Source organism: Variovorax sp. 278MFTsu5.1, assembly GCF_048305045.1.
GTDB classification, from domain to species: domain Bacteria; phylum Pseudomonadota; class Gammaproteobacteria; order Burkholderiales; family Burkholderiaceae_C; genus Variovorax; species Variovorax guangxiensis.
This window is the reverse complement of record NZ_CP157622.1, coordinates 6,572,840-6,599,604: the sequence shown is the minus strand read 5'-3', so window position 1 is coordinate 6,599,604 and position 26,765 is coordinate 6,572,840. Positions and strand designations below refer to the sequence as shown.

28 protein-coding genes are annotated in these 26,765 nt (G+C 69.1%); 16 read left to right on the top strand and 12 right to left on the bottom strand.

Annotated elements, in window-relative coordinates:
* The 4 genes from ABL844_RS30850 to ABL844_RS30835 are packed head-to-tail and all read left to right on the top strand — an operon-like array spanning position 1 to position 2,562.
* Complete coding sequence (locus ABL844_RS30850) at positions 1 to 516, top strand: hypothetical protein (protein ID WP_418131970.1); 516 nt, start codon at positions 1 to 3, stop codon at positions 514 to 516.
* Positions 513 to 1,478 carry a methionyl-tRNA formyltransferase gene (gene fmt, locus ABL844_RS30845; protein ID WP_418129980.1) on the top strand — a complete coding sequence of 322 codons (966 nt, stop codon included), beginning with the start codon at positions 513 to 515 and terminating at the stop codon, positions 1,476 to 1,478. Before ABL844_RS30850 ends, fmt begins: the two co-directional genes overlap by 4 nt.
* The gene (locus ABL844_RS30840; protein ID WP_418129979.1) at positions 1,478 to 2,218 is read left to right on the top strand and encodes an AzlC family ABC transporter permease; all 741 of its coding nucleotides are present in this window, start codon (positions 1,478 to 1,480) and stop codon (positions 2,216 to 2,218) included. The genes fmt and ABL844_RS30840 overlap by 1 nt, the downstream gene beginning before the upstream one ends.
* 32 nt (positions 2,219 to 2,250) lie before the next feature.
* A complete protein-coding gene (locus ABL844_RS30835; RefSeq protein WP_093055509.1) occupies positions 2,251 to 2,562 on the top strand; it encodes an AzlD domain-containing protein in 312 nt (103 codons plus the stop codon).
* Between the two features lie 4 nt (positions 2,563 to 2,566).
* Here ABL844_RS30835 and ABL844_RS30830 read toward each other — a convergent pair whose 3' ends face one another.
* The 6 genes from ABL844_RS30830 to ABL844_RS30805 are packed head-to-tail and all read right to left on the bottom strand — an operon-like array spanning position 2,567 to position 8,087.
* On the bottom strand, positions 2,567 to 3,544 hold the full coding sequence (locus ABL844_RS30830; RefSeq protein ID WP_418129978.1) for a Bug family tripartite tricarboxylate transporter substrate binding protein: 978 nt from the start codon (positions 3,542 to 3,544) through the stop codon (positions 2,567 to 2,569).
* A gap of 40 nt (positions 3,545 to 3,584) precedes the next feature.
* The gene (locus ABL844_RS30825; RefSeq protein ID WP_418129977.1) at positions 3,585 to 4,550 is read right to left on the bottom strand and encodes an MBL fold metallo-hydrolase; all 966 of its coding nucleotides are present in this window, start codon (positions 4,548 to 4,550) and stop codon (positions 3,585 to 3,587) included.
* Complete coding sequence (locus ABL844_RS30820; protein ID WP_418131969.1) at positions 4,547 to 4,765, bottom strand: DUF2783 domain-containing protein; 219 nt, start codon at positions 4,763 to 4,765, stop codon at positions 4,547 to 4,549. Before ABL844_RS30820 ends, ABL844_RS30825 begins: the two co-directional genes overlap by 4 nt.
* Positions 4,765 to 6,414, bottom strand: a complete 1,650-nt coding sequence (locus ABL844_RS30815) for an FAD-dependent oxidoreductase (protein WP_418129976.1) — start codon at positions 6,412 to 6,414, stop codon at positions 4,765 to 4,767. The genes ABL844_RS30820 and ABL844_RS30815 overlap by 1 nt, the downstream gene beginning before the upstream one ends.
* A 13-nt stretch (positions 6,415 to 6,427) precedes the next feature.
* Positions 6,428 to 7,549 carry an alpha/beta hydrolase family protein gene (locus ABL844_RS30810; protein ID WP_418129975.1) on the bottom strand — a complete coding sequence of 374 codons (1,122 nt, stop codon included), beginning with the start codon at positions 7,547 to 7,549 and terminating at the stop codon, positions 6,428 to 6,430.
* Entirely contained in the window at positions 7,542 to 8,087 is a 546-nt protein-coding gene (locus tag ABL844_RS30805) for a VOC family protein (protein ID WP_418129974.1), read from the bottom strand. The genes ABL844_RS30810 and ABL844_RS30805 overlap by 8 nt, the downstream gene beginning before the upstream one ends.
* Before the next feature lie 93 nt (positions 8,088 to 8,180).
* Between ABL844_RS30805 and ABL844_RS30800 the strand changes: the two genes are divergently transcribed.
* The 3 genes from ABL844_RS30800 to pyk all read left to right on the top strand — a co-directional run bounded on the left by ABL844_RS30800 (position 8,181) and on the right by pyk (position 11,941).
* A complete protein-coding gene (locus ABL844_RS30800) occupies positions 8,181 to 9,089 on the top strand; it encodes a LysR family transcriptional regulator (protein WP_369660409.1) in 909 nt (302 codons plus the stop codon).
* A gap of 102 nt (positions 9,090 to 9,191) precedes the next feature.
* Entirely contained in the window at positions 9,192 to 10,385 is a 1,194-nt protein-coding gene (locus ABL844_RS30795) for a phosphoglycerate kinase (protein ID WP_418129973.1), read from the top strand.
* A 107-nt stretch (positions 10,386 to 10,492) separates the two neighbouring features.
* Positions 10,493 to 11,941: a pyruvate kinase gene (pyk, locus tag ABL844_RS30790; RefSeq protein ID WP_369660411.1), complete on the top strand. Its 1,449-nt coding sequence runs from the start codon at positions 10,493 to 10,495 to the stop codon at positions 11,939 to 11,941.
* A gap of 103 nt (positions 11,942 to 12,044) precedes the next feature.
* Here the strand turns inward: pyk and ABL844_RS30785 are convergent, their stop codons facing one another.
* Entirely contained in the window at positions 12,045 to 13,061 is a 1,017-nt protein-coding gene (locus ABL844_RS30785) for a 1-aminocyclopropane-1-carboxylate deaminase (protein ID WP_126021135.1), read from the bottom strand.
* 35 nt (positions 13,062 to 13,096) lie between these two features.
* On the opposite strand from ABL844_RS30785, the gene ABL844_RS30780 reads away from it, so the two are divergent.
* The 6 genes from ABL844_RS30780 (at position 13,097) to ABL844_RS30755 (ending at position 18,540) form a co-directional block, all read left to right on the top strand.
* The gene (locus tag ABL844_RS30780) at positions 13,097 to 13,237 is read left to right on the top strand and encodes a hypothetical protein (protein WP_184639467.1); all 141 of its coding nucleotides are present in this window, start codon (positions 13,097 to 13,099) and stop codon (positions 13,235 to 13,237) included.
* A complete protein-coding gene (locus ABL844_RS30775; RefSeq protein ID WP_184639469.1) occupies positions 13,215 to 13,700 on the top strand; it encodes an Lrp/AsnC family transcriptional regulator in 486 nt (161 codons plus the stop codon). Before ABL844_RS30780 ends, ABL844_RS30775 begins: the two co-directional genes overlap by 23 nt.
* Positions 13,701 to 13,736: 36 nt before the next feature.
* Positions 13,737 to 14,669, top strand: coding sequence for an alpha/beta hydrolase (locus tag ABL844_RS30770; protein ID WP_369660412.1), 933 nt, complete (start codon positions 13,737 to 13,739; stop codon positions 14,667 to 14,669).
* A 64-nt stretch (positions 14,670 to 14,733) separates the two neighbouring features.
* Positions 14,734 to 15,798, top strand: coding sequence for a class II fructose-bisphosphate aldolase (gene fba / locus ABL844_RS30765; protein ID WP_126021141.1), 1,065 nt, complete (start codon positions 14,734 to 14,736; stop codon positions 15,796 to 15,798).
* Positions 15,799 to 15,900: 102 nt separating this feature from the next.
* Entirely contained in the window at positions 15,901 to 16,806 is a 906-nt protein-coding gene (locus ABL844_RS30760) for a phosphoribosylaminoimidazolesuccinocarboxamide synthase (protein WP_126021143.1), read from the top strand.
* 111 nt (positions 16,807 to 16,917) lie between these two features.
* On the top strand, positions 16,918 to 18,540 hold the full coding sequence (locus ABL844_RS30755; RefSeq protein ID WP_418129972.1) for a hypothetical protein: 1,623 nt from the start codon (positions 16,918 to 16,920) through the stop codon (positions 18,538 to 18,540).
* 6 nt (positions 18,541 to 18,546) lie between these two features.
* On the opposite strand, the gene ABL844_RS30750 is transcribed toward ABL844_RS30755, so the two are convergent.
* Together ABL844_RS30750 and ABL844_RS30745 are read right to left on the bottom strand one after the other, a co-directional pair.
* Positions 18,547 to 18,996 (bottom strand): META domain-containing protein, encoded by a 450-nt coding sequence (locus ABL844_RS30750; protein ID WP_184639475.1) that lies wholly within the window; start codon positions 18,994 to 18,996, stop codon positions 18,547 to 18,549.
* A 146-nt stretch (positions 18,997 to 19,142) separates the two neighbouring features.
* A complete protein-coding gene (locus ABL844_RS30745) occupies positions 19,143 to 20,063 on the bottom strand; it encodes a tetratricopeptide repeat protein (protein ID WP_418118420.1) in 921 nt (306 codons plus the stop codon).
* Positions 20,064 to 20,099: 36 nt separating this feature from the next.
* Here ABL844_RS30745 and purE point away from each other — a divergent pair, with 36 nt between their 5' ends.
* The 3 genes from purE to ABL844_RS30730 are packed head-to-tail and all read left to right on the top strand — an operon-like array spanning position 20,100 to position 22,854.
* Positions 20,100 to 20,651: a 5-(carboxyamino)imidazole ribonucleotide mutase gene (purE, locus tag ABL844_RS30740; protein ID WP_019653924.1), complete on the top strand. Its 552-nt coding sequence runs from the start codon at positions 20,100 to 20,102 to the stop codon at positions 20,649 to 20,651.
* Positions 20,648 to 21,856 (top strand): 5-(carboxyamino)imidazole ribonucleotide synthase, encoded by a 1,209-nt coding sequence (locus tag ABL844_RS30735; protein ID WP_369660415.1) that lies wholly within the window; start codon positions 20,648 to 20,650, stop codon positions 21,854 to 21,856. The genes purE and ABL844_RS30735 overlap by 4 nt, the downstream gene beginning before the upstream one ends.
* Positions 21,853 to 22,854: an L-threonylcarbamoyladenylate synthase gene (locus tag ABL844_RS30730; RefSeq protein WP_184639481.1), complete on the top strand. Its 1,002-nt coding sequence runs from the start codon at positions 21,853 to 21,855 to the stop codon at positions 22,852 to 22,854. Before ABL844_RS30735 ends, ABL844_RS30730 begins: the two co-directional genes overlap by 4 nt.
* 116 nt (positions 22,855 to 22,970) lie before the next feature.
* Here the strand turns inward: ABL844_RS30730 and ABL844_RS30725 are convergent, their stop codons facing one another.
* The 3 genes from ABL844_RS30725 to ABL844_RS30715 all read right to left on the bottom strand — a co-directional run bounded on the left by ABL844_RS30725 (position 22,971) and on the right by ABL844_RS30715 (position 26,735).
* Positions 22,971 to 24,575: an alpha/beta hydrolase family protein gene (locus ABL844_RS30725; protein WP_369660416.1), complete on the bottom strand. Its 1,605-nt coding sequence runs from the start codon at positions 24,573 to 24,575 to the stop codon at positions 22,971 to 22,973.
* A 143-nt stretch (positions 24,576 to 24,718) separates the two neighbouring features.
* Positions 24,719 to 26,140 (bottom strand): D-alanyl-D-alanine carboxypeptidase/D-alanyl-D-alanine-endopeptidase, encoded by a 1,422-nt coding sequence (gene dacB / locus ABL844_RS30720; RefSeq protein ID WP_418118415.1) that lies wholly within the window; start codon positions 26,138 to 26,140, stop codon positions 24,719 to 24,721.
* A gap of 7 nt (positions 26,141 to 26,147) precedes the next feature.
* Complete coding sequence (locus ABL844_RS30715) at positions 26,148 to 26,735, bottom strand: GDP-mannose pyrophosphatase (protein ID WP_418123282.1); 588 nt, start codon at positions 26,733 to 26,735, stop codon at positions 26,148 to 26,150.
* Between the last annotated feature and the right edge of the window lie 30 nt (positions 26,736 to 26,765).

The following is a 26,765-nucleotide window of genomic DNA, read 5'->3' as shown; positions in this document are numbered from 1 at the left end:
ATGAACGCAGGCCGGCGCTCAGGCTCCCTCGCGGCGCTGGCGTTCGTCGCGGTCGCCGGTCTCGGGCTTCTTGCAGGCTGCGCCAGCGAACCCACCCGCATCCAGCCCGGCACCACCGCCGCCGACACCCTGCAGCGACTGGGCACGCCCACCGGCCGCTATCCGCTCACGGGCGGCGGCGAGCGGCTGCAGTACTCGCGCATGCCGGCCGGTTTCGAGGTGGTCGACATCGACATGGACGCCTCGGGCAAGGTCGTCTCGGTGACGCAGGTGCTCAGCGAGGCGCGCTTCGGCCAGGACATCAAGGTCAACCAGTGGCGCCAGAACGACGTGATGGCCTTCTACGGCCGGCCCTATGAGATCACCCGCGTCAGTTCCTTCGACGGCGCCGTCTGGACCTGGCGCTACAAGGCCGTGAACGAGCGCCGCATGCTGTACATCTACATCGATCCGACCGGCGTGGTCCGGCGCTATCACACGGGGGACGATCTCGATTTCGATCGGATCCGGGATTGAGCCGCCTCAGAGTCGTCTTCGCGGGCACGCCCGAGTTCGCGCGCGTCGCGCTGGAGGCCATCGCCGCCGCCGGCCATGAGGTCGTGCTGGTGATGAGCCAGCCCGACCGCCCCGCCGGCCGCGGCATGAAGCTGCAGGCCTCTCCCGTCAAGCAGTGCGCCGTCGCCAACGGCTGGCCCGTGGCCCAGCCGCGCAGCCTGCGCCTGGACGGCAAGTACCCCGACGAGGCCTCGGCCGCGCGCGACACCCTGCTGGCCGTGAAGCCCGACGTGATGGTGGTCGCCGCCTACGGCCTCATCCTTCCGCAATGGGTGCTCGACCTGCCGGCGCACGGCTGCCTGAACATCCACGCGAGCCTGCTGCCGCGCTGGCGCGGTGCCGCGCCGATCCACCGCGCCATCGAGGCGGGCGACGCGCAGACCGGCATCACCATCATGCAGATGGATGCCGGCCTCGACACCGGCGACATGCTGCTGCGCGAGGCCGTCGACATCGGCGCGGGCGACAACACCGCCCGCCTGCACGACCGCCTCGCCGCACTCGGCGGGAAGATGATCGTCGAGGCGCTCGCGCGCATCGGCACGCTCACCCGCACGCCGCAGCCGGCCGAAGGCGTCACCTACGCCAGCAAGGTCGAAAAGCACGAGGCGCTGGTCGACTGGACCCAGCCCGCCGACGCCATCGTGCGCCGCGTGCTGGCCTTCGACCCGTTCCCGGGCGCCAACAGTCCGCTGGACGGCGAAACCGTCAAGCTCTGGGCCGCCCGTGCCGAGAAGTCTTCCGCCGCCTCTCCAGCCGCGCCGGGCACCATCCTGGCCGTGGACGACATCGGCGTGACGGTGGCCGCGGCCGCCGGCTCGGTTGTCGTCCTCACCGAACTGCAGCGCCCGGGCGGCAAGCGCCTGCCCGTGGCTGCCTTCCTGCACGGCTTCGACCTGAAGCCCGGGCAGGCGTTCGGCTGATGTTCTTCTCGCAAAGCATCCGCGGCCGCCCCGAATTTCGCGTCGGCGTGCGCGACATGACTCCCGTGGCGCTGGGCATCGGCGCCTGGGGGCTGATGACCGGCGTGGCTATGGTCAAGTCGAACATGAGCCTGATCGAGGCCGTGGCGATGACGCTGCTGGTCTACGCGGGCAGTTCGCAGCTGGCGGCCATTCCGCTGCTCTTCGCCGGGGCGCCGGCCTGGGTGATCCTGGCCACCGGCTTCTGCGTCAACCTGCGCTTCGTGGTGTTCAGCCTGCACCTGCGGCCCTACCTCATGCACATGCCGCGCTGGCGCCGCATGGTGCACGGCTACCTCACGGCCGACATGAGCTACGCGCTCTTCACGAAGAAGTATCCGAAGCCGCCGCTGACCATCGCCGAGCAGGAGTCGCAGGAGGCCTACCTCACCGGCAACTACTTCGTCACTTGGACCGCCTGGATGGGCATGAGCCTGCTGGGCATCGCGCTGGCCAACTTCATTCCCCAGAGCTGGGGGCTGAGCTTCGCGGGCGTGCTGAGCCTGGTGGCCATCGTCTGCTCGATGGCGACGACGCGCCTGCGCGTGCTGGCCGCGCTGATCGCGGGCGCCACGGCGGTCGCGGCTTACGCGCTGCCGCTGAAGCTCAACATCGTGGTCGCCATCGGCGTGGCCGTGCTGCTGTGCTTCTGGCTCGAGAAGCAGCTCGGGCTCGACCCGAACGCGGAGGACGACAAGTGAACAGCGCCGGCGCAACCACCGACTGGTGGACCATGGGCGTGATCGTGGGCCTGGCCCTGGTCACTGTGCTCACGCGCTGTTTCTTCTTCATCCTCGACCGGCCCTGGGGCCTGCCCGAGTGGGCGCACCGCGCGCTGCATTACGCGCCGGCCGCCGCGCTCGCGGGCGTGATCGCGCCCGAGATCGTCATGACGCAGGGCCACCTCATCACCACGCTGCACGACGCGCGCCTGTACGCGGCGGTGGTCGGCGCCGCGTACTTCTACTGGCGGCGCGGCGTGCTGGGCACGATGCTCGCGGGCATGGCGGTGTACCTGCCGCTGCACCTCGGGCTGGGCTGGTAGGCGATCAATCGAGTTTGACGCCGGCCGTCTTGATGATGTTGCCCCAGCGTTCGCTCTCGGCGCGCGAGAGCTTGTAGAAGTCCTGCGGCGTCCCGGGCAGCGCCTCGAAGCCGAAGTCCGCGAACAGCTTCACCACCTTCGGCGCCTTCATCGCCTTATGCAGTTCGGCGTTGAGCCGCGCCACCGCTTCCGGCGGCATGCCGGCCGGGCCGATCAGGCCGTGGAAAGCGTAGGCGTTGACGTCGGGGAAGCCGGCCTCGACGAAGGTCGGTACCTCGGGCAGGGCGCCCGCGCGCTGCGGCAGCGCGATGGCCAGCACGCGCACCTTGCCCGACTTGATGATCGGCAGGCCCGAGGCCAGGTCCAGCATCATCGTCGGCACCTGGCCGCCCATCACGTCGGTCATGGCCGGCGCGGCGCCCTTGTACGGCACGTGCGTGATCGTCAGGCCGGCCTTCTGCTTGAAGAGCTCCATCGCCATGTGGTGCGGCGAGCCGTTGCCGGGCGAGGCGTAGCTCACCTTGTCGGGGTTGGCCTTCACGTAGCGCACGAACTCCGCCACGTTCTTCGCGGGAAAGTCGGGGTGCACCACCAGCGCTACCGGAAAGCGACCGATGGTGCCGATGTAGGTGAAGTCGCTCGCGGGCTTGTAGGGCAGCTTGGCGAACATGTGCTCGTTGAAGAGCAGTGCGGCATTCTCCGCCTGCATGATGGTGTAGCCGTCGGGCTTGGCCTGCATCATCACGCCCACGCCGATGTTGGTGGAGGCGCCCGGCCGGTTGTCGATGATGAGCGGCTGCCCCAGCGACGGCTGCATCGCCTCGGCCAGCGTGCGCGCGAGGTTGTCGGTGCCGCCGCCGGCCACGTAGGGCACGATCCACTTGATCGGCTGGGTGGGGTAGGCCGCCGGCTGCGCCGATGCCGGGCTGGTGGCGATCAGCGCGAAGGCCGAGGCCAGCAGGGGAAGAAAAAATCGCTTCATCGTCTCTTGTCTCCGTTGCTTGTTTAGAAATAGCTTCAGCTCACTCGCCGCGCAGGACCTGCCACAGCTCGCGGTCGCGCTCGGCGGTCCACACCACCGGGTGCTCGATGCCGCGCAACTCGTCGTAGGCGCGCGAGACATCGAAGGGCAGCACGTGCTGGAACACCGGCCAGTCGCCGAAGCGCGGCGTCATCGCCGCCTCGGCGCGGGCGAAGCAGCCCTTGAGCGTCTCGCCTGCCGCGATGCCGGCCTTCACGCTCTCCAGCAGCGTCGAGAGGAATGCCTTGGTGAGCCCGATGGCCTCGGCGCAGGCGGCTTCGTCCTGCAGCACCGCGCCGCGGCCGGGCACCAGCACGCGCGGCTTCAGCGCGGCCACCGCGTCGAGCGTGCCGGCCCAGTCGCCGATGTAGGCGTCGCCCGCGTACACACCGCAGCGGTTCTCGACCACGTCGCCCGAGAAGAGCACGCCGCAGTCGGGCAGCCAGGCGACCGCGTCGCCGCCCGAGTGGCCCCGGCCCAGCGACATCAGCCGCAACTCGCGGCCGCCGCCCAGCGGCAGCGAAGTCTCGCGATCGAAGACTGTCGTGGGAACGGTCAGGCCCGGTATTTCCTCGACGCCCGCGAACAGGCGCGGAAAGCGGCCGACCTCCGAGTCGAAGTCGGCCTGGCCGCGCGTGCGTATCCAGTAGAGCGTGCCGCTGCTGGCGACGATCTCGCGCACCTCGTCGAAGGCGCTCGCGCCCATCACGCGCACCGCGTGGTAGTGCGTGAGCACGATGGTGCGGATGGGCTTGTCGGTCACGGTGCGGATGGCGGCGAGGAAGTCGCGCGCCATGCGCGGCGTGGGGCGTGTGTCGATCAGCACGACGTGGTCTTCGCCGACGACGAAGCCGCAGTTGGGATCGAAGTCGCTGATGTAGCCGTAGGCGCCGGGGCCGAGCTGCTGCAGCCGGGGCTTCTGCTCGCGCGTGTCGGAGGCGGATGCGAAGGAAACGGTCGTGGTCATGGGGTGTCGTCGTCGTCCGTTGTCGTCGTGGGTTCTTCTTCGGCTGCCGCGCGGATGCAGGCGAGCAGCACGTCCTGGTCGGCGCACTGGTTGGCCAGCAGCAGCACGAGGCGCGCGTTGAGGTCGGCGCTCTGCGTCTCGGTGCGGCCTTCGTGGGCGGCGAGCAGCGTGGCGTAGAAGCCGTCGGGGTCGGGAATGCGGGGCTCGCTGTTCATCATGGTTGGCGGTCGTGGGGCAGCGCGGTGCGCAAGGCGGCGGCGATGGCTTCGGGCGTCGCGTTCACCAGCACGGCGGCGCGGTAGGCGTCGGGACGCACGAGCACGAAGCTGCCCGCGTCGCCGGCGCCGAGATGGGCCGCGAGCTTGTCGTCGGCCTGCAGCGTGGGCAGGCCGCTGTCGCCGCCCACGGCCAGCAGGCGCAGCGGCAAGGAGGCCGTGGCGTCGAGCGCCGCCATCGCCTGCCCGCGCGTCGGCGCGAACCACAGGCCGATGCAATGCGTGCCTTCGGCCAGCAGCTGCATCAGCGTGGTCTCGCGGCCGTCGGACCAGCGCAGCGGCAGGTTCTGCACCGTGCGCGCGCCTTCGGGCAGCAGCGGCGCGGGTGGATAGTCGTTGGCGACCGACATGCGGCCGGTGTTGACCAGCGCCCGCGCGAACGGGTGGCGCGCCGCCAGCGCCACCACCGCGCGTCGCAGCGTGTGCTCGGCCGGCGAGCGCGGCGCGAGAAAGCGCGCCGAGCGGCTGGTCACCTGCAGGTTCTGCTTCGCGGCGGGCTGGCGTTCGGCGTCGTAGCTGTCGAGCAGCGCATCGCCGGCCTTGCCCTGCGCGACCAGCGCGAGCTTCCAGCCGAGGTTGGCCGCGTCCTGGATGCCGCTGTTGCCGCCGCGCGCGCCGAAGGGGCTCACCACGTGCGCCGCGTCGCCGATGAAGAACACGCGGCCGTGGTGGAAGCTGTCGAGCAGGTGGTCGCGGTAGCCGTAGGGGCCGATCCAGACGAACTCGAACTCCACGTCCGGCCCGAGCTGCTCGCGCAGCCGCGCGCCGGCCACTTCGGGCTTGCTGATGTAGGCGGTGTCGCAGTCCTCGGGCATCTGGTAGTCGATGCGCCACACGCCGTCGGCCATCAGGTGCTGCCACACGCCGCGGCCCTCATTGAATGGCGCGTCCACCCAGGTCCAGCGCTCGGTGGGCAGCGGCTTCCTGAAGCGCACGTCGCTGATGCACCAGCGGTCGGTGCTGCGCGAGGAGTGCGCGTCGATGCCCATCTGCGTGCGGATCGCGCTGTTGGCGCCGGTGGCGTCGATCAGCCGGTCGGCCTCGATGGTGTAGCTGCCGGCGGGCGTCTCGACTTCCAGGCGCACGCCGTCGGCGAGCTGCTCCACGCGCGTGACGCGGTTCTTCCAGCGCAGGTCGGTCAGCCCCAGCTCGACGATGCGCTCGACCAGGAACCACTCGACGTAGAACTGCTGCAGGTTGATGAAGGGCGGCTGCCGCGAGACGCTGTTGGCCTGCAGGTTGAAGTTGTAGACCTCCTGCTCGCCCGAGAAGGTGCGCCCGAACGACCAGGTGATGCCCTTGTCCGCGATGCGCTCGTAGATGCCCAGGCGCTCGAAGATCTCCAGGCTCTTCTGCGCGTAGCAGATGCCGCGCGACGACGCGCCGCGAACGCCGACGGTGTCGTCCTCGTCCAGCAGCACGGCGCGCACGCCGCGCTGCGCGAGGTCGCAGGCCAGCGTGAGGCCCGAGGGGCCGGCGCCGACGATCACGATGGGGTGGCGCGTGATGGCCTTGCTGCCCAGCTCGGGCGGTGGCGTGAAGGGCCAGACCGGCAGCTCGTAGGCCGGGGCGAAAGCGAAGTTTTCCATGGTGGCTCTGCGGCTACAGCGCGTGCGCGAACTCGGCGATGGCGTCCGCCGCCTTCGGGATCAGCTCCGGCTGCCCCGCCAGATAGTGGTTGCCGCCGACGATATCGACGTTGCGGATGCGCGAGCCGCCCGCCGCCATCCACGCGTCGCGTGTGCTCGGGAAGGTCGACTGGTCGCCCGTGTAGGTCAGCAGCAGCTTCGGCACCGTGGTGCGCGCGAGGTTGGTCGGACCGTCGGCCTGCGAGCGCGACGACCACTGCGAGAGAAAGGCCGTGAGCGAGGTGGTGCGCCCCATCGCGTTGGCCGAGTAGTTCACCTGCCGCGCGTCGCCCCACACGCTGCCGGGCAGGCGGTCGTTGGGGTCGAGCGAGAGGTCCACGCAGCGCGGATCGGCATGCGTGCGGTAGACGATGAAGGTCTGGTCGCGCGGCGCGCCGGGTGTGCCGCGCAGCAGCGCGAGTCGGTCGAGGCACCACTGCTCGATGCGATCCAGCCGCGCCTTCTGGGCGGCGCTGAAGCGCGCGAGAAAGTCGCGGTCGTAGGGCACGCGGTGGCGCGCGTCGTACATGTCGAGCTCGGGGTTGACCGAGAGCGGGTCGTGCTCGTCGGTGACCGAGGGGTCGATCCAGTCGCGCATCAGCCGCGTGCGGCCCAGGTGCGCGGCGCACAGCGCGATGCCGTCCACGGGCGGCAGGTCGTCGGGGTGCAGGTGCGTGGGGTCGCCGTCGGGCAGGTGCGTGGCGGTGAGCTTCTCGGCCTGCGCCTGGTAGAAGGCCGAAAGCGCCGCGCCGCCGGAGTTGCCGACGAGAAACACCTTTTCGTAGCCGGCGGCGCGCAGGTACTGCACGCCCGCGCCCAGGTCTTGAATCGCGCGCTCCATCAGCAGCACCGTGTCGTTGCCCACGAAGCGCGAGTTCAGGCCCATGCAGCAGATGCCGCGCTCGGCCAGCGGGCCGATCAGGTAGTGGCCCATGAAGTTGCTCGTGGGGTGCATCACGATGGCGGCGATCTTCTTCGGGCCCTGCGGCGCGCGGAAGGCGCCATAGATGCGCGGGCGCAGCAGCTGCAGGCCCGACTGGCTCTCCATGGCTGCGCCGGGCTTCACGTCGATGACGGCGAGTTGGAGCTCAGGCATTCGACGGACCCTTCGTGGCGGCGGCGCGCAGGCCGGCCTTGCGCGCGGTCCATGCGTCGAGCTCGGCGCGCGCGCGCAGAGCGTGTGCGTCCATCTCGGCCTGCGGCACGGTGGGCGTGGTGAGTTCCACGCGGATGCCGTTGGGGTCGAAGAAGTAGATCGATTCGATGATGTGGTGGTCGGTCACGCCCAGCACCTCGACGCCCGCGCCTTCGAGCCGCGCCTTGGCGGCCAGCAGGTCGGCCACCGAGTCGACGCGCAGCGCGATGTGGTTCACCCACGAGGGCGTGTTGGGCGAGGGCAGCGCGGCGATGTCGTCGCCCAGGTCGAAGAAGGCGATGTACGAGCCGTCGCGCATCTGGAAGAAGATGTGCACGTAGGGGCAGTACTCGCCGGTGCTCGGCACGTGGTCGCTCTTGATGACGTGGGCCAGCGGCAGGCCCAGCAGGTCTTCGTAGAAACGGCGGGTTTCCTCGCTGTCGCGGCAGCGCCAGGCGAAGTGGTGCAGACCGCGCACGGGCGGCGGTGGGGTAGGCATGGCTCGTGTGTCTCCGGTGAGCCGGTATTGGGCGATGCCGCGTCTTATGATGCAATCGAAATTAATTCATCGATTGATGAAGGATTCATATATATGAACCTCACCCTGCGCCAGCTGCGCGCCTTCGCCGCCGTGGCCGAGACCGGCAGCTTCACCGCCGCGGCGCAGCAGCTGCATCTCACGCAGTCGGCTCTCAGCGTGCTGGTGCGCGAGCTGGAGCGCGAGATGGGCGTGCAGCTGCTCGACCGCAACACGCGACGCGTTCAGCTGTCGGAGGCGGGGCGCGAGTTCCTGCCCTCGGTGCACCGGCTGCTGGGCGACCTGGCCGGCGCGGTGGCCGGCGTCACGGATTTGCGTGACAAGAAGAAAGGCTTGCTACGGCTTGCCGCGCCGCAGCTCATGGCCTGCACCTTGATGCCGCGCGTGATCGCCCTCTACCGCGAGCAGTACCCCGACGTGGACGTGCGCCTGGCCGACACCCTGCCCGAGCACCTGCTCGCGGGCGTGACGGCCGGCGACGTGGAACTGGCCGTGGGGCAGGACGTGGCGGTCGACGACGCCGTCGAGCGCCGCACGCTGCTGCGCGACCGGCACTGGCTGATCTGCCCGCCCGGCCATGCATTCGCCGGCCGCCGCAAGGTGCGCTGGCACGAGCTCGGCCCCTACACCTTCATCGCGCCCACGCGCGACTTCCGCCAGCGCGTGCTGCCCGAGCTGGCCCCCGCCGAGCGCGAGTACATGCTGCGCCCCGGCACGCAGGAGGTGTCGTACATGACCACCGCGCTGGGCATGGTCGCCTCGGGGCTGGGGCTGACCGTGTGCCCCACCTACTCGGCGCCGCTGGTGCGCGCCCACGGGCTGCAGATGGTGCGGCTGGAGTCGCCCGACTTCCATCGCGAGGTGTGCGTCTACAGCGCGGCGCGGCGGTCGCTGTCGCCTGCGGCCGCGAGCTTCGTGGAGGTTCTGGAAAGTTTCGCGCGCGAACAGCAGCAGAAAGACTGAGGAAAAGCATCAGCGCGCGGCAAGAGGCGCGTAGAGCCGGCGATGGGGCCAAAACTACAATGCAGCCGATCCCCGTCTTCCAATCTTCTCCAGGTTTTCCCAATGAACGTCATTCGATTCACCGACCTCTGCGCGCAGGGCAAGGCCGCCGGCCAGCGCGTCTTCATCCGTGCCGACCTCAACGTGCCGCAGGACGACGCCGGCAACATCACCGAAGACACCCGCATCCGTGCCTCGGTGCCCTGCATCAAGCTGGCGCTGGACGCCGGCGCGGCGGTGATGGTCACCTCGCACCTGGGCCGCCCGACCGAGGGCGAGTTCAAGCCGGAAGACTCGCTGGCGCCCGTCGCCAGGCGCTTGGGCGAGCTGCTCGGCCGCGAAGTGCCGCTCGTCTCCAACTGGGTCGACGGCGTCGACGTGAAGCCCGGCCAGGTCGTGCTGCTTGAGAACTGCCGCGTCAACAAGGGCGAGAAGAAGAACGACGAAGGCCTGGCCCGCAAGCTGGCCGCGCTCACAGACATCTACGTGAACGACGCCTTCGGCACCGCGCACCGCGCCGAGGCCACCACCTACGGCATCGCGCAGTTCGCCAAGGTGGCCGCGGCCGGCCCGCTGCTGGCGGCCGAGATCGACGCCATCACCAAGGCGCTGGCGCAGCCCAAGCGCCCGCTGGTGGCCATCGTGGCGGGCTCCAAGGTGAGCACCAAGCTGACCATCCTGAAGAGCCTGTCGGCCAACGTCGACCAGCTCATCGTGGGCGGCGGCATCGCCAACACCTTCATGCTGGCCGCGGGCCTGAAGATCGGCAAGTCGCTGGCCGAGCCCGACCTGGTCGACGAAGCCAAGGCGGTGATCGATGCCATGCGCGCGCGTGGCGCCGACGTGCCCATTCCGGTGGACGTGGTCACGGCCAAGACCTTCGCGGCCGACGCGGCCGCCACCGTCAAGGACGCGAGGGACGTGGCCGAGGACGACCTGATCCTCGACATCGGCCCGAAGACGGCTGCCCAGCTCGCCGCGCAGCTGCGCGAGGCCGGCACCATCGTCTGGAACGGCCCGGTGGGCGTGTTCGAGTTCGACGCCTTCGCGGGCGGCACCAAGGCCATCGCGCAGGCCATCGCCGAGAGCAGCGCGTTCTCGATCGCCGGCGGCGGCGACACGCTGGCGGCCATCGCCAAGTACGGCATCGAGAAGCAGGTCGGCTACATCTCCACCGGGGGCGGTGCCTTCCTGGAAGTGCTGGAAGGCAAGACCCTGCCGGCCTTCGAGATCCTGTCGAAGCGGGCTGCCGGCTGAACCGGCTCGGGCCGGTGGCCGGAGCTCATCGAGGAAAAACCCATGGGTGACTTCCGTCCGACACACAAACTGTATACAGTAGCGAATACAAAACGGAGACTACCCTCATGAGCACGGACCGCATTCCCCGCCACGCCACCAAGATCGTCGCCACCCTCGGTCCGGCGTCCAGTTCGCCCGATCTGCTGGAGAAGATGATCCAGGCCAAGGTCAGCGTGGTGCGGCTGAACTTCAGCCACGGTACGGCGCAGGACCACATCGACCGCGCCGCCATGGTGCGCGAAGCCGCCCGCAAGGCCGGCCGCGAGGTGGCCATCATGGCCGACCTGCAGGGCCCCAAGATCCGCGTGGGCAAGTTCGCGCAGGGCAAGGTCTGGCTCGAGCAGGGCGCCAAGTTCGTGCTCGACGCCTCGCGTACCGAGCCCGGCGACGTCGATGCCGTGGGCCTCGACTACAAGGACCTGCCGCGCGACGTGAAGCCCGGCGACAGGCTGCTGCTGAACGACGGCCTCATCGTGCTGACGGTGGACGCCGTCAAGGGCGAGGCGGTGCACACCACCGTGAAGCTCGGCGGCGAGCTCTCGAACAACAAGGGCATCAACAAGCAGGGCGGCGGCCTCACCGCGCCCGCGCTGACGGCCAAGGACATGGAAGACATCAAGACCGCGATGAGCTTCCAGGCCGACTACGTGGCCGTGAGCTTCCCCAAGAACGCCACCGACATGGAAATGGCCCGCCAGCTGTGCAACGTGGCCGCCGCCGAATACGGCCACAAGCCCGGCATGATCGCCAAGATCGAGCGCGCCGAGGCCATTCCGAAGCTCGAAGAGATCCTGCGCGCCAGCGACGGCATCATGGTCGCGCGCGGCGACCTCGCGGTCGAGGTGGGCAACGCGGCGGTGCCCGCGCTGCAGAAGAAGATGATCCGCATGGCGCGCGAGATGGACAAGGTGGTCATCACCGCGACCCAGATGATGGAGTCGATGATCACCAACCCCGTGCCCACGCGCGCCGAGGTGAGCGACGTGGCCAACGCCGTGCTCGACGGCACCGATGCCGTCATGCTCTCGGCCGAGACTGCCTCGGGCCGCTATCCGCTCGAGACCGTGCAGGAGATGAGCCGCATCTGCGAGGCCGCCGAAGCCGCCGAAGACAAGCAGCTCGACGCCGACTTCAGCGGCCAGAACTACAGCCGCATCGACCAGTCGATCGCCATGGGCGCGCTCTTCACCGCCCACCACCTGGGCGCCAAGGCCATCGTGGCGCTCACCGAGTCGGGCTCCACGCCGCTGTGGATGAGCCGCCACCGCGCGCACATCCCCATGTACGCGCTGACCTCGCGCCTGGCCACGCAGCGCAAGATGGCGCTCTACCGCAACGTGCGCCCGCTGCTCATGGACTCGGAGAGCGACCGCGACACCGCGCTGCTGCAGGCCGAGAACCACCTGAAGAAGCGCGGCATCGTGCAAAGCGGCGACGTCTACGCCATCACCTGCGGCGAGCCGATGGGTGCCCCTGGGGGCACCAACATGCTCAAGATCTGCCGAGCAAGTTGAGCAAACCCCCAGGCTTCGCGCACTTCGTGTCGCTGCGCCAACCCCCTTGCAGGGGGCAACACCTGCGGCCCGGCGAAGCCGGTTCCGCGGTGTTCCTGGAAACTCAACCGTTGCGGAAGAGGAAGCTGTAGGCGTTCAGCGCCGGCACGCCGCCCAGGTGCGCATAAAGCACCTTCGAGCCCGCCGGGAATTCGCCCAGGCGCACCTTCTCGATCATCCCGTGCATCGACTTGCCCTCGTACACGGGGTCGGTCAGCATGGCCTCGAAGCGCGCGCTCAGGCGGATGGCTTCGAGCGTGCCTTCGTTGGGCAGGCCGTACTCGGGGCCGCCGAAGCGGCGGTCGAGCACGATGTCCTTCTCGGTGATGTCGCGGCCCAGCTCCACCAGTTCGGCCGTGTTCTTCGCGATGCGCAGGATCTGGTCGAAGGTCTGCTGCGGCTTGGCCGAGGCGTCGATGCCGATCACGCGGTCGGCGCGGCCGTCGGCCGCGAAGCCCACCACCATGCCGGCCTGCGTGCTGCCCGTCACCGAGCAGACCACGATGTAGTCGAACTTGAAGCCCAGCTCGGCCTCCTGCTGGCGCACTTCCTCGGCGAAGCCGACGAAGCCCAGGCCGCCGCGCGGATGCTCGGAGCAGCCCGCCGGAATCGGAAACGGCTTGCCGCCAGCCTTGCGAACGCTCTCCATGGCGTCCTCCCAGCTCTTGCGGATGCCGATGTCGAAGCCGGCTGCGTCCAGGCGCACGTCGGCGCCCATGATGCGTGACATCTCGATGTTGCCGACCCGGTCGTACACCGCGTCGGAATAGTTGACCCAGTTCTCCTGCACCAGCACGCACTTCATGCCGAGGTGCGCCGCCACCGCCGCCACCTGGCGCGTCTGGTTCGACTGGATGCCGCCGATGGACACCAGCGTGTCGTAGCCGCCCTCGATCGCCTCGGGAATCAGGTACTCGAGCTTGCGCGTCTTGTTGCCGCCGAAGGCCAGGCCGCTGTTGCAGTCCTCGCGCTTGGCATAGAGATCGACCTTGCCGCCCAGGTGCGCGCTCAGCCGCTTCAGCGGCTGGATCGGCGTGGGGCCGAAGGTCAGCGGGTGACGGGGAAACTTCTTGAGGTTCATCGCAGCGGTTCCAAGGAAGGAGGTGGTGGGAGGTGGTGAAGGCCCTCATCGTAGAAACAATGCCGCGCAACGTGCTTGCGAAGTTTTCTGGATTCATCAGAGAAAAAGATGCACTATCGAAAGAAGTAAAACTTTCATTCCGACAAAAATCCGATGAGCACAACAAAATTGCGTGACACGCCGGAGCTCGATCGCACCGACCGCGCCATCCTGCGCACCATGCAGCGCGACGCCTCGCTGTCGAACGTGGCGCTGGCCGCCAAGGTCAACCTGAGCCCGGCCGCCTGCCTGCGCCGCGTGGAGCGGCTCAAGGCGGCGGGCCTCATCAAGGGCATCGTCGCGCTGCTGGACCCCGACGCGCTCGAGGTGGGCATGCTCGTGATGATCGGCGTGGTGCTCGACCGCTCCACGCCCGACTCCTTCGCCAACTTCGAGAAAGCCGCCCAGAAGGTCTCGGGTTGCCTCGAATGCCACGTGGTCTCGGGCGAATTCGACTACTTCATGCTCGTGCGCACCCGCGACAACGACAGCTTCAACCGCCTGCACGCCGAGCAGCTGCTTTACCTGCCGGGGGTGCGGCAGATCCGCACCTTCGTCGTGCTCAAGCAGGTGCTTTCGACCACGCAGCTGCCTGTTTGACGAAACCGCCGCCTGGCTGCCTGCGTACAGCAGGGGATGATCTTCCCCACCACCCCCGCGTCATTCCTGCGGCGCCGCGGCGCCTTCGCCCTCGCAGGCTCTGGCATCGCCGCCGCATTGCTTTCGGCCTGCTCGCCGGTCAAGGTGCTCAACGGCCTGGTGCCCACCGACACCTACCGGTTCGAGGGCGGCATCGCCTACGGCCAGGAACCGCGCCAGCTGCTCGACGCGTACCGGCCGCTGCCGTCCATCCCGCCGGAGCGCGGCGCGCGGCCGCTGGTCGTGTTCTTCTACGGCGGCACCTGGACGACCGGCGACCGCGCCAGCTACAGGTTCATGGGCGAGGCCCTGGCCGCCCAGGGCGCCGTGGTGCTGGTGCCCGACTACGGGCTGTCGCCGGCCTTCACCTATCCGGCCTTCGTGCGCGACAGCGCGCTGGCCGTCAAGTGGGCGCTGGACAACGCGGCGCGGCTGGGTGCCGACCCCAGGCAGGTGTACATGATGGGCCACAGCTCGGGCGCCTACAACGCCGCCATGGTGGCGCTCGATGCGCGCTGGCTCGGCGAGCTGGGCGCAAGCCCGAAGCAGCTCGCGGGCTGGATCGGCCTGGCGGGACCCTACGACTTCCTGCCCATCGGCGATCCGCAGGTGAAGGTCGCCTTCAACTGGCCCGGCACGCCGCGCGACTCGCAGCCGCTGGCGCACGTCACGCCTGCTTCGCCGCGAGCCCTGCTCATGGCGGCCTCGAAGGACGACCTGGTCTACCCCGACCGCAACACCCTGCGGATGGCCGCGGCGCTGCGCGAGGCGGGCGTGCCGGTCCAGGTCAGGCTCTTCGACGATCTGAACCATGCGACGCTGGTCGGCGCCTTCGCCAGGCCGGTGCGGTGGCTGGGCGGGCCGGTGCTGCCGCCTGTCATGGATTTCCTCGGGCTGGCGTCGGTCCTGTCCCACAAGGGGGCTCGGTAGAATTAGGGCAGTTTTTCTCGTCTTTCCGTCTTCTTCTTTTCCTAATTCCCGCGAGGTATTTCCCATGGCACTCGTCTCGATGCGCGAACTGCTCGACCATGCCGCAGCCAATGGCTACGGCATTCCGGCCTTCAACGTCAACAACCTCGAACAGGTTCAGGCCGTCATGGAGGCCGCCAAGGAAACCGGCGCTCCCGTCATCCTGCAGGCCAGCGCAGGCGCCCGCAAGTACGCCGGCGAAGCCTTCATCAAGCACCTGATCCAGGCCGCCATCGAGCAGTACCCGAACATCCCGCTGGTGATGCACCAGGACCACGGCCAGAGCCCGGCCATCTGCCAGGGCGCCATCGACCTCGGCTTCTCCTCCGTCATGATGGACGGCTCGCTGCACGAAGACGGCAAGACGCCCGCCTCCTTCGACTACAACGTCGACGTGACCCGCAAGGTCGTGCAGCTGGCGCACAAGGTCGGCGTGACCGTCGAAGGCGAGCTGGGCTGCCTGGGCTCGCTCGAGACCGGCATGGCCGGCGAGGAAGACGGCATCGGCGCCGAAGGCGTGCTCGACCACTCCGCCCTGCTGACCGACCCCGAGGAAGCCGCCCAGTTCGTCAAGGCCACGCAGCTCGATGCGCTGGCCATCGCCATCGGCACCAGCCACGGCGCCTACAAGTTCACCCGCAAGCCCACCGGCGACATCCTGTCGATCAAGCGCGTGAAGGAAATCCACGCCCGCCTGCCCAACACCCACCTGGTGATGCACGGCTCGTCGTCGGTGCCGCAGGACCTGCTCGAAATCATCCGCAAGTACGGCGGCAACATGAAGGAAACCTACGGCGTGCCCGTCGAGGAAATCCAGGAAGCCATCAAGTACGGCGTGCGCAAGATCAACATCGACACCGACATCCGCCTGGCGATGACCGGCGCCGTGCGCAAGTTCATGGCAGAGAACCCCGAGAAGTTCGACGCCCGCGAGTGGCTCAAGCCCGCGCGCGAAGCCGCCAAGCAGATCTGCAAGCAGCGCTACATCGAATTCGGCTGCGAGGGGCAGGGCGCGAAGATCAAGGGCGACAGCCTGCAGGTCGTTGCCGGCAAGTACGCCAAGGGCGAACTGGCCCAGGAAGTCATCTAGGCACTTCCCCGCGATCAGACGGCCACCGTTCGCGGTGGCTTTTTTCTGCGCGCACAATCCGCTTTTCCCGTCAGCCATCCGTTTCCCCACCGCACCAGCCCCATGACCACCGTCCACACCTCCTCCATCCAGAGCCTGCCCCTTCTTGCGCGCGGCAAGGTGCGCGACAACTACGCCGTCGGCGAAGACCGCATCCTGATGGTCGCGAGCGACCGGCTCAGCGCCTTCGACGTGATCATGGGCGAGCCCATTCCGGGCAAGGGCGAGATCCTCACGAAGATGGCGCTGTGGTGGTTCGACCGCCTCGGCCAGATCTGCCCCAACCACCTGACCGGCGACGCGCCCGAGAGCGCAGTCACGGCCGACGAGGTGCCGCAGGTCACAGGCCGATCGATGCTGGTCAAGCGCCTGAAGCCGATCCCGGTCGAGGCCGTGGTGCGCGGCTACCTGGCCGGCAGCGGCTGGAAGGAATACCAGGAAAGCCGCTCGGTCTGCGGCGTGCCGCTGCCCGAGGGCCTGACCAACGCGAGCAAGCTGCCGCGCCCCATCTTCACGCCCGCTGCCAAGGCCGCCGCCGGCGAGCATGACGAGAACATCAGCTACGAGCGCGTGGTCGAGATCGTCGGCCCCAAGCTGGCCCAGCAGATCCGCGACACCAGCATCGCCATCTACGAAACCGCCGCGCAGATCGCCCTGGCCAAGGGAATGATCATCGCCGACACCAAGTTCGAATTCGGCCTCGACGAGAACGGCACGCTGGTGCTGATGGACGAGGTGCTCACGCCCGACAGCTCGCGCTACTGGCCGGTCGAGGGCTACCAGGCCGCGCTGGCCGCCGGCGCCAACCCGCCGAGCTACGACAAGCAGTTCGTGCGCGACTGGCTCGAAGGCACCAAGATCAACGGCAAGCCCTGGGACAAGACGCCCCCGGCGCCGCGCCTGCCGGCCGAGGTCATCGAGAAGACGGCGGCCAAGTACCGCGAGGCGCTGGAGCGCCTCACGGGCTGACAGGCTGGCTGAGTAGTCCATCCCGGGCGCCTTGTCGCCACGGGAACAGGGGATGTCCGGACGTCCCCGCCCCGCCATCATGTGCGTCCAGAACATGAGGGAGTGGGGAAGATGGAAACCGGAAGAAGCGTTCGTGGGTGGCAGCGCTGCGTGGCGGCGGGGCTTATCGTGGCCATTGCGGGCTGCAGCAGCATCGATCCGTACCAGCGCAGCAAGCGCGCCGACATACCGATCAACCAGCTCGGCTACGAGGAAGTCGCTCTTGCCAACGCCAGGCCCCTTGCCGGCAACCTGCAGGGCGCGCTGGGTGCCCTGAAAGACCAGCGCCGCGAGTGGTTCGACTCGCTGTCGGCGCAGGCACGCGTTCGCACGATGACGCAACTCGGCTTGCTGGGCGTGACGGCTGCCGCGCTATATGGGGGCCTGAAATCCGGTGTCACCAGCGATCGCGAGAAGACCCGGCTCGCAATGGCCGGCGCCGTGGGCTTCACCGCCTATTCGGCGAGCAACTGGTTCGTCAATCCCAATCAGGAGAAGGCTTACGTCGAAGGCGTTCTCGGACTGACCTGCGCCATGCTGACCATTGAGCCGTTGCGGCTGGAGGTCGGGAGCTTCGACAGGATGTGGGCCGAGCAATACCGACTGACGCAGGCCATCAACAAGCTCGACGCGCAGTTGCTCGGGGCTCAGGCCGTCTTGCGCTACGCCCGTGACAGCGAACTGCCGCAGGCCCATGTGCGCCGCGAGGCTGCTTCGGCCTTGTGGCGGGCGCGCAAGACCCTCGCTTCCAGCGAGCAGCTGTACTCCCAGCTCGGGAACAGCGGGGTCATCCTGATGCGGGAGGGCGATCTGGTCTTTGCCCGCGTGGCTGCACATATCAACGCGGCCAACAAGACGGTATCCAGCCCTGACGAGTTGGTCACCCAAGCCACGGGAATCATCGGCAAGTTCCGGGCGGTCAAGATCGACGCCGCAAGCGAGAGCACCCAAGGCGACTCCGAAGGTGCAGGTCGGCCGGCGGCAGATGCGGCCGGGAAGAAGTCGGACGCCGAAACGGGCGCCGACGGCAAAGACGAAGAGACGCTTGGCGAAGAGCCTGCCGGTGCGCCGACAGCCAAGACCAGGAAGGCGAAACTGCTGGCGGAGTTGGCCGCGATTCAGAAGAAGGAGTCCGAGGACGCTTCCGCGCGAGCCCAGAAGAATCTGAAGGAGTCCCAGGCGGCGCTCAAGCGGGCCAAAGCTGCTGAAGCGGTCGCCGCCACCGCCGCAAACAGAAAGGTGATTGATGCCTGCAAGGCAGCTGGCCGCCGCGACTGCGGGCCTCTGGAGGCCGATGTCATCGCTGTCTCTCTTGCTGCCAGCACGGCGGAGATCTATGCCGCACGACGTCCTCTGAGCAATCGCCTTCTGACTTTCAACGATGCGCGCAAGGCAGCTGCCCGAAATCCGGGTTGCGCCGGCGGTAGCAGCGCCATGACCGTTTCCCCGGCCGAGGATGCAAAGGTCAAGCCCGGCCAGCGCTACCTCATCACCGTGAACGGCGTTGCCAAGCCGCCGATGGCATCAGCCAAGGGGCCGGCAACCCTGGAAGTTCTTGTCTCCGGACCGAATCAGTACACCGTACGCGTCATGGTGAAGGCCGATGCAAAAGGCATTGTGGACGTCAGCATCTCCGATCAGGGGCTAGCTACCGAAGAGATCCAGCTGACGGTCGATACGCCATCGGCCAAGTAGTCTTCTTCAGCGCCCCCCGCCGCTGCTCAGCAGCGCCGCCGTCCGCCCGTTGGCATCGAGCAGGGCCAGCCGGTTCGGCCCCGCCAGCCGGTAGCTCGTGGTGTTCTGCAGCGCCGAGATGAACTGCGCCTCGTTGGCGCCGCGCGTCGGATCGGTGCAGGCCATGCGGGTCGAGGCCATCTGGCCGATCCTCAGGGCGACGCCGGTGCGCGTGAAGGTGCCCGAGATGCGGTTGCAGCCGCCCGAGCCGCTGACGCGTCCGCTGCTGCGGTCGAACTGCACCTGGGCGCCGTTGCCCGGCGCGACCGGCTCCTCGCCCAGCTGCACCAGCTGCCAGGCCGGGCCCTCGATCGGCTCGTCGAGGCTGATGCCGCTGCCGCAACCGGCCAGCGTGGCCAGCAGGGCAGTGGCGGCAAGGGCGGGGAAGAGCGCGGTGCGGCGGGCGAAGGAGCGCATGGCCAGTGTTCCTTTTTCGATCTGCAACAAGTTGAATCGGGCGTGATCGTATGCGACGGCGCCTGGCCCGCCAATGCCGTGCCCCCTGCCGCCGGACCATGAAAAAAGCGACCCGGAGGTCGCTTTCTTCCCGAGTGGAGAACCGGTCAGCTCAGCACGATGCTGCTGAGCCGGCGGCGGTACGAGGCCACCACCGGGTCGTCCGGCGGAATCTGCCCGTCGGCCACCTTCACCTTCGGCGGCTCGATGATGTCGAGGATCGCGATGTAGGTCTTGCGCGCCAGGTCTTCGCTCCAGGCCTTGTCGCGCATCAGGATGTCGAGCAGCTCGTCCATCGCGTCGGTCCAGCGCTGCGCGGCCATCAGCAGGCGGGCGCGGCCGAAGCGGGCGTCGAAGTCGCGCTTGTTGGCGGCGATCTTCGCGTCGAAATCGGCGATGGCCGGCGCGGCGCCGGTGGGCGGTGCTGCGAAATCGATAGCATCCATCCAGCGCTGCAGCGCGTCGAAGCGGCGCACCAGCGATGTCTTGGCGATCACCGGGGCGAAGGCGACCTTGGCGTCGTCGATGCGGCCTTCCTGCAGCAGCAGCTTCACGTAGTCGAAGCGGGCGTCGTCGTTGGCCGGGTCGGTGGCCACCGCGTGCTGCAGCTTCTCGAGCGCGCCCTGGGTGTCGCCACCGGCCAGCGCTTCCTGAGCAGCCGCTTCCTCGGAGGCGGCTTCGGCTTCGTCGGCGCCGGGCACGTGCTTGTCGAGGAATTCGCGGATCTTCTCGGCCGGAATGGCGCCGACGAAGCCGTCCACCGGCTGGCCGTCCTTGAACATCACGCAGAAGGGGATGCTGCGCACGCCGAACATCTCGGACAGCTGCGAGGAAATCTGCGGCACCTTGTCGGCGTCGAGCTTGGCCAGCGTGAAGCGACCGCCGTACTCGACTTCGAGCTTTTCGAGCACCGGGCCGAGCTGCTTGCAGGGGCCGCACCATTCGGCCCAGATGTCCAGCAGCACCGGCGTGGCGACCGAGGCTTCGATCAGTTCGGCCTGGAAATTTTCGAGAGTGATGTCGATCATCGGAACCAGCTGGGGGTGAAACGTAAAATTGAAACCATGAACGAAACCATTCAGGTCGGTGTAGTGATGGGCTCGAACTCCGATTGGGAGACGATGCGCAACGCGGTCGAGATTCTCCAGCAATTCGGAATCGGGCACGAAGCCAGGGTGGTCTCGGCCCACCGGATGCCCGACACGCTCTTCGAATATGCCGAAAGCGCCGCCGGGCGCGGCCTTGCCGCGATCATCGCCGGCGCGGGTGGCGCGGCCCACCTGCCGGGCATGCTGGCGTCGAAAACCACGGTGCCGGTGCTCGGCGTGCCGGTGGCCAGCCGCCACCTGCAGGGCGTCGATTCGCTCTACAGCATCGTGCAGATGCCCAAGGGCGTGCCGGTCGCCACCTTCGCCATCGGCAATGCCGGCGCGGCCAACGCGGCGCTGTTCGCGGTGTCGATGCTGGCGGTGAACGACCCGGCCCTGCGCGCGAAGCTCGACGCCTTCCGCGCCGCGCAGACGGCGGCCGCCGAGGCCATGACCCTGCCCCCGCCGCCCGCCGGCGAGGCAGCTCCCGTATCTCCCTTCTCGCCGCAAGGCGGGGGTGCCCTGTGAGCGGCCGCAACGGCGACCTGCCGATCCTCCCGGGCGCCACGCTCGGCGTGCTCGGCGGCGGACAGCTGGGGCGGATGTTCGTCCATGCCGCCCAGCGCATGGGCTACTTCACCGCGGTGCTCGACCCCGACACCGACAGCCCCGCCGGCCGCGTGAGCCATCATCACATCCATACCGACTACGACGACGTCGACGGCCTCGCCCGTCTGGCCGGCCTGGCCGACGCGGTGACCACCGAGTTCGAGAACGTGCCCGCGCCCTCGCTGGAGCATCTCGCGGTGGCGCGCCCGGTGTCGCCCGCCGCGCCGGCCATCGCCATCGCGCAGGACCGCATCGCCGAGAAGGCGCACTTCACCCGCTGCGGCGTGCCCTGCGCGCCCTACGCCGTCATCGAAACGGCCGCGCAGCTCGCCGCCATCGACGACAACCTGCTGCCCGGCATCCTCAAGACCGCGCGCCTGGGCTACGACGGCAAGGGCCAGCAGCGCGTGAAGACGCGCGACGAGCTGGTCGAGGCCTGGCAGGCCGCGGGCTGCGTGCCCTGCGTGCTCGAGAAGATGCTGCCGCTCGAATTCGAGTGCTCGGTCATCCTCGCGCGCGGCCGCGACGGCCAGATCGTGCACTTCCCGCCGCAGCGCAACCTGCACCGAGACGGCATCCTGGCCGTGACCGAGGTGCACCCGCAGAACATGCCCAAGACGGTGGCGCAGGGCGCCATCAACTCGGCCAAGAGCATCGCCAATGGCCTGGGCTACGTCGGCGTGCTGTGCGTCGAGTTCTTCGCGCTGGCCGACGGCTCGCTGGTGGTCAACGAAATGGCGCCGCGCCCGCACAACAGCGGCCACTACACCATGGAAGCCTGCGACGTCTCGCAGTTCGAGCTGCAGGTGCGCACGCTCGCGGGCCTGCCGCTGGCCGCGCCGCGCCAGCACAGCCCGGCCATCATGCTCAACCTGCTGGGCGACCTGTGGTTCCCCGGGGGCGCCGACAACAAGGCCGACAAGCCTGTCGCGCCGCGCTGGAGCGAGGTGCTCGCGCTGCCCGGCGCGCATCTGCATCTCTACGGAAAGATCGAACCCCGCCGCGGCCGCAAGATGGGCCACCTCACGCTGACCGGCGCCACGCTGGAGGCGGTGCGCGCCACGGCTTCGCAGGCGGCGCTGCTGCTGGGCCTGCCGGCGGTGGCCACCGCCGATCTCGCATGATCCTCGACGGCCGCTCTCCCGAAGCCATCGCCGAGGCCGCGCGCGTGTTGCGTGCCGGCGGGCTGGTGGCCTTCCCGACCGAGACCGTCTACGGCCTGGGCGCGGACGCGAGCAGCGACACCGCCGTCGCCGGCATCTTCGAGGCCAAGGGCCGGCCGTCGGACCATCCGCTGATCGTCCACGTGGCGGCCGGCACCAAGGGCACGGAGTCGCTCTCGCGCTTCGCGCAGCCGCTGCCGCCCTTCGCGCAGAAGCTGGTGCAGGCCTTCTGGCCGGGGCCGCTCACGCTGATCGTCACGCGCCAGCCCGGCGTGGGTGCCGCGGCTGCGGGCGGGCAGGACACCATCGGCCTGCGCTGCCCCTCGCATCCGGTGGCGCAGGCGCTGCTCGAAGCCTGCGCCGAGCAGGGCGTGCCCGGCCTCGCGGGGCCGAGTGCCAACCGCTTCGGCCGCGTCAGCCCGACCACCGCCCAGCACGTGCACGACGAGTTCGGCGACGAGCTGCTGGTGATCGACGGCGGCCCCTGCGACGTGGGCATCGAGTCGACCATCGTCGACTGCAGCCGTGGCGCGCCCGTGCTGCTGCGCCCCGGCCTCATCACGCGTGCCCAGATCGAGGCCGCCTGCGGCGAGAAGCTCGCCGACCGCGAGGTGCTCGAGACGCCCGATCCGCGCGCATCGGGCACGCTCGAAGCGCACTACGCCCCGAACGCCAAGGTGCGGCTGATGGATGCCAAGTCGATCCAGACCGGCCTCGACGTGCTCGGCGCGAACGCCGCCCACATCGCAGTCTGGTCGCGCGCTGCGGTGCGCAGCCGCTCGCAGCGCGTGCTGCTGCGGCGCATGCCCGACGACGCGGCGGCCAGCGCGCAGCTGCTGTTCGCAGTGCTGCGCGAGTTCGACGCGCAGGGCGTCAAGCTGATCTGGGTCGAGACGCCGCCCGACACGCACGAATGGGAAGGCGTGAAAGACCGCTTGCAGCGCGCATCGGCCGCTTAAACCTGGCTAACCCCCAGGCTTGCCCACTTCGTGTGGCCGCCCACCCCCTTGCAGGGGGGCAACACCAGCGGCCCGGCAAAGCCGGTTCCGCGGTGTTCCTGGAATGGGCTCTTCGTTCAGCCTCCGGCTGCGAGCACGCCCTGGAAGAAGCCACGGGCCGACGCCAGGCAGAACGGCGGTGCCAGCGTGCCGTGGTACGCCAGCGTGACGGCCTGGGCCTTGTCCGATGCGCTGCCCGAGGTGTTCTGCGCGAGCAGTGCCTTGGCCTGCGCGAAGCCGGCGCGGGCGGTGGAGTAGGCGTCGATGGCCGCCGAGTCCTCCAGGTCCACCACGGACAGAATGCTGGACGGCATGCCCTTGGCGCGGAAGTAGCCCGAGGTGGCGCGGGTGCTCACGAAGTTCACCGTCGGGTCGTTGGCGCCGCCGCACATCAGCATCGGCCGGGTCGGCACCCAGTTGCGCAGGTCGTTGGCGATGGCGGCCTTGCGGAAGCCGGTGGAAGGCTTGCAGTCCAGCGGCGAGGTGGTGCTCAGCGAAGCGGCCGTGGCCGGCAGCGCGTTGCCGGGGCAGGGGTTGCCCTGGATGTCGCCCGCCGCCTGCGTCAGGAAGCTCTGCTTGATGAGGTTGTTGGCGCCGTAGAAGATCGACAACTCCGGGCTCACCGGCCCCGGCGTGGCGTTCGCCGGGAACAGCGCGAGCTGGGGCAGCTTGCCGCTGCTGAACAAGGTGCCGGGCGAGGTGCTGGGCAGCAGCGTGTCGATGCCGCTGGCGTACTGCGCTTCGTACACGTCGCTGGTGGAGCCGTAGACGTTGCCGAACTGCTGCTGCCAGCTCGTCGACAGCAGCGGCACGAACAGCGTGGCGCCCAGCGCCGGCCAGCCCAGGTAGGTGTAGTCGGTCAGCAGGCTGATGGCCGAGGGCGCCGACAGCGGCGCCGACGCCGTCACCGCCTTGCCCGTGGCCTGCATCTCGCGGTGCGCCGCCATCGCCACGTAGCCGCCCTGCGAGTAGCCGGTGATGAAGAGCGAGCCCGCGTCGTTCGCGCCGATGCCCGAGAAGGTCTTGCGCGCCGCGGTGAGCGCGTCGACCATGTCCTTGCCCTGCTGGTCGCCGTCGAGGTACGGGTGGTAGGGCAGCGTCGACTTGTCGTAGCCCGCGTAGTTGGGCGCCACCACGATGTAGCCCTGCGCCGCGAACATGGCGGCAATCATCAGGCCCTCGCCGGCGGCCGCCTGCGTGCTGTCGGTCCACTTGGCGAGGTTGTAGGCCTTGGCGGCGGTGGTGCCATGGGCATAGAGCACCACCGGGCGCTGGCCGCTGCAGGCCACGTCGGAGCCGGTGGGCACCATGATGGCGGCGGTGGCGTTGGTGGCCTCGTTCTTCGCGCCGACGGTGCGGTATTCGAGGTAGCGCAGGTCCACGCCGCACTTGGGCGTGCCCGCCACCTGCAGCAGGGCCTTGCCCTGGTCGCTGGCCTGCAGGCTGGCGGTGAACTGCGTGGCCGTCAGCGCGGCTGTCTTCTCGGGCGGGTCGGTGACCACCGAGCCCCGGCCGTTGTCTGCCGCGGGCGGGGGGACGCCCACGCCGATGCCGATGCCTCCCCCGCCTCCGCCACCCCCGCCGCAGGCGGCGAGCAGCAGCAATGTCGCGGCGCTTGCGACGGCCGTGAAGGCGGCGGTCTTGCGCAGGGGGCGGGAGGGCTGGGTTTGAGGCTGGTTCAAGTGATGTCTCCTGCGCCGGTCGGCGCCTGGCTTGCGTGGAATCGAACGACCGTCCGATTCTGTGCAGCGGCAAGGCCGCGCGCAACCGGGCGTTTGCCCTCAGAAGTTTTCAGTACTCAGCGCTACAGGCCAGCGGGAAGCCTTCAGTTGTCCTGCGAGGCCCAGTCGACCAGCGCGTCGAAGGCCGCGCGCGCGGCCCCGGCGTTCTCGCCGTTGGCGATGGCCACGAGCACGTAGCGCCGGCCGCTCGCGCCGTCCACGTAGCCGGCCACGCCGGAGGAATCGCGCAGCGTGCCGGTCTTCAGGTGCGCCGAGCCGCCGGAGCGCAGCGAGCGCCTCTTCAGCGTGCCGTCCACGCCCATGGCCGGCAGCGAGGACATCAGCTCCGGCATCACCGGCGAGCGCCATGCCACCTGCAGCATCCTGCCGAGCGCGGCGGCGCTGATGCGCTCGTCGCGCGACAGGCCCGAGCCGTTCTCGAACACCGGCTGCGCCTCGCCCGTGCCGATGCGATCGCGCCACCACTGGCCCATGGCCGCGCGCGAGGCCTCGAAGGTGCCGCGGTTCTTCTGCGCCAGCCCGATGGTGAGGAACAGCTGCTGCGCCATCACGTTGTTGCTGTACTTGTTGACGTCGCGGATCACCTCCGCCAGCGGCGGCGACTCGAACTCGAACGCCGGCTTCAGCCCCGCCGGCACGCGCCCCTCGCGCATCTGCCCGCCGACGCGCCCGCCCATCTCGGCCCACATGCCTCCGATGGCGCGCATGGCATAGGTGCGCGGGTCGCCATAGGCCACGGCCCAGCTCTTCTCGCCGCAGCCGCTGGGAAAGCCGCCGTTGAAGCGGATGCGGTTCACGTCGGAGAAGTCGGCGCGCAGCGTGCCGCGCCAGTCGCCGCATTCGCCGGGCACCAGCGCCACGGTCTGCGGCATGGCTACGCTGGCCAGCGGAGGCTCGTAGCTCACGCGCGCGACCTGGCCGGCGCGGTCGGGCGCGAAGGTCATGTTGACCGACTTGAAGTTCACCAGCAGCGCGTCGGGCGAGGCGTTGTAGGGGCGCAGCGGCTCGCCGTCGAAGGCGGCGGGGTCGCCCTCCACCGTGGTCTCGAAGGCGCCGCGGTCGAGGACGATGTCGCCGCTCACCGTGGTGATGCCCAGCCCCTGCACGTGGCGCAGCAGCAGCCACACGCGCTCCAGCACCAGCTTCGGATCGCCCTGGCCCTTGATGTAGAGGTTGCCGTTGAGCACGCCGTTGTTCACCGTGCCGTCGACGTAGACCGGCGTGGTCCAGCTGTAGGCGGCGCCGAGCAGGTCGAGCGCGGCGTAGGTGGTCACCAGCTTCATGATCGACGCCGGGTTCACCTGCGCCTGCGTGCGCCACGCCAGGCGCGGCTGGCGCGTGCCGTCGGCCTCGGCGACCAGCATGGTCACCGACTCGCGCGGCACCTTGGCGCGGGCGAGGGCGGCGTCGACCTGGGTGGGGAGGGCTTGCTGGGCGAACGCGCCGGCGGACGACAGCGTTGCGAGAGTCAGTGCGCAGGCCGCGCGGCGAAAGGCAGAAGGCATCCGCCCATTATCCCGGCGGGAAAACATGCAGCTTCGCGTGATACAGCAGCATCACCGTCTTGGCGTCCGCGATGCGGCCGTCGGCCACCATGGCCAGCGCCTCGTCGATGCCGGTTTCGAGCACCTCGATGTCCTCGCCTTCCTCGGCCAGCCCGCCGCCTTCGCCGACGCGCATCGACGACTCGTAGGGCGCGACGAAGAAATGCAGCTTCTCGGTGACCGAGCCCGGGCTCATGAAGCACTCGAACACCTTGCGCACCTCGCCCAGCCGGTAGCCGAGCTCTTCCTCGACCTCGGCGCGGATGCGCTCCTCGGGTGCCGCGTCGTCGAGCAGGCCGGCGGCGGCCTCGATCAGCAGGTCGTCATGGCCGTTGACGAAAGCCGGGTAGCGGAACTGGCGCGTGAGCAGCACCGTGCGCCGCTGCAGGTTGTAGGGCAGCAGGGTGGCGCCGTTGCCGCGGTCGTAGGTCTCGCGGTGCATGCGCTGCCACTGGCCGTCGTTGCGGCGCCAGTCGAAGGCGGTGGTGCGCAGCGTGTACCAGTTGTCGGAGAGCAGGGTGACTTCGTGCACCCGGACGCGGTCGTGGATGGTCATGCGCCGAGCATATGTGCATGTTCGTGCAAT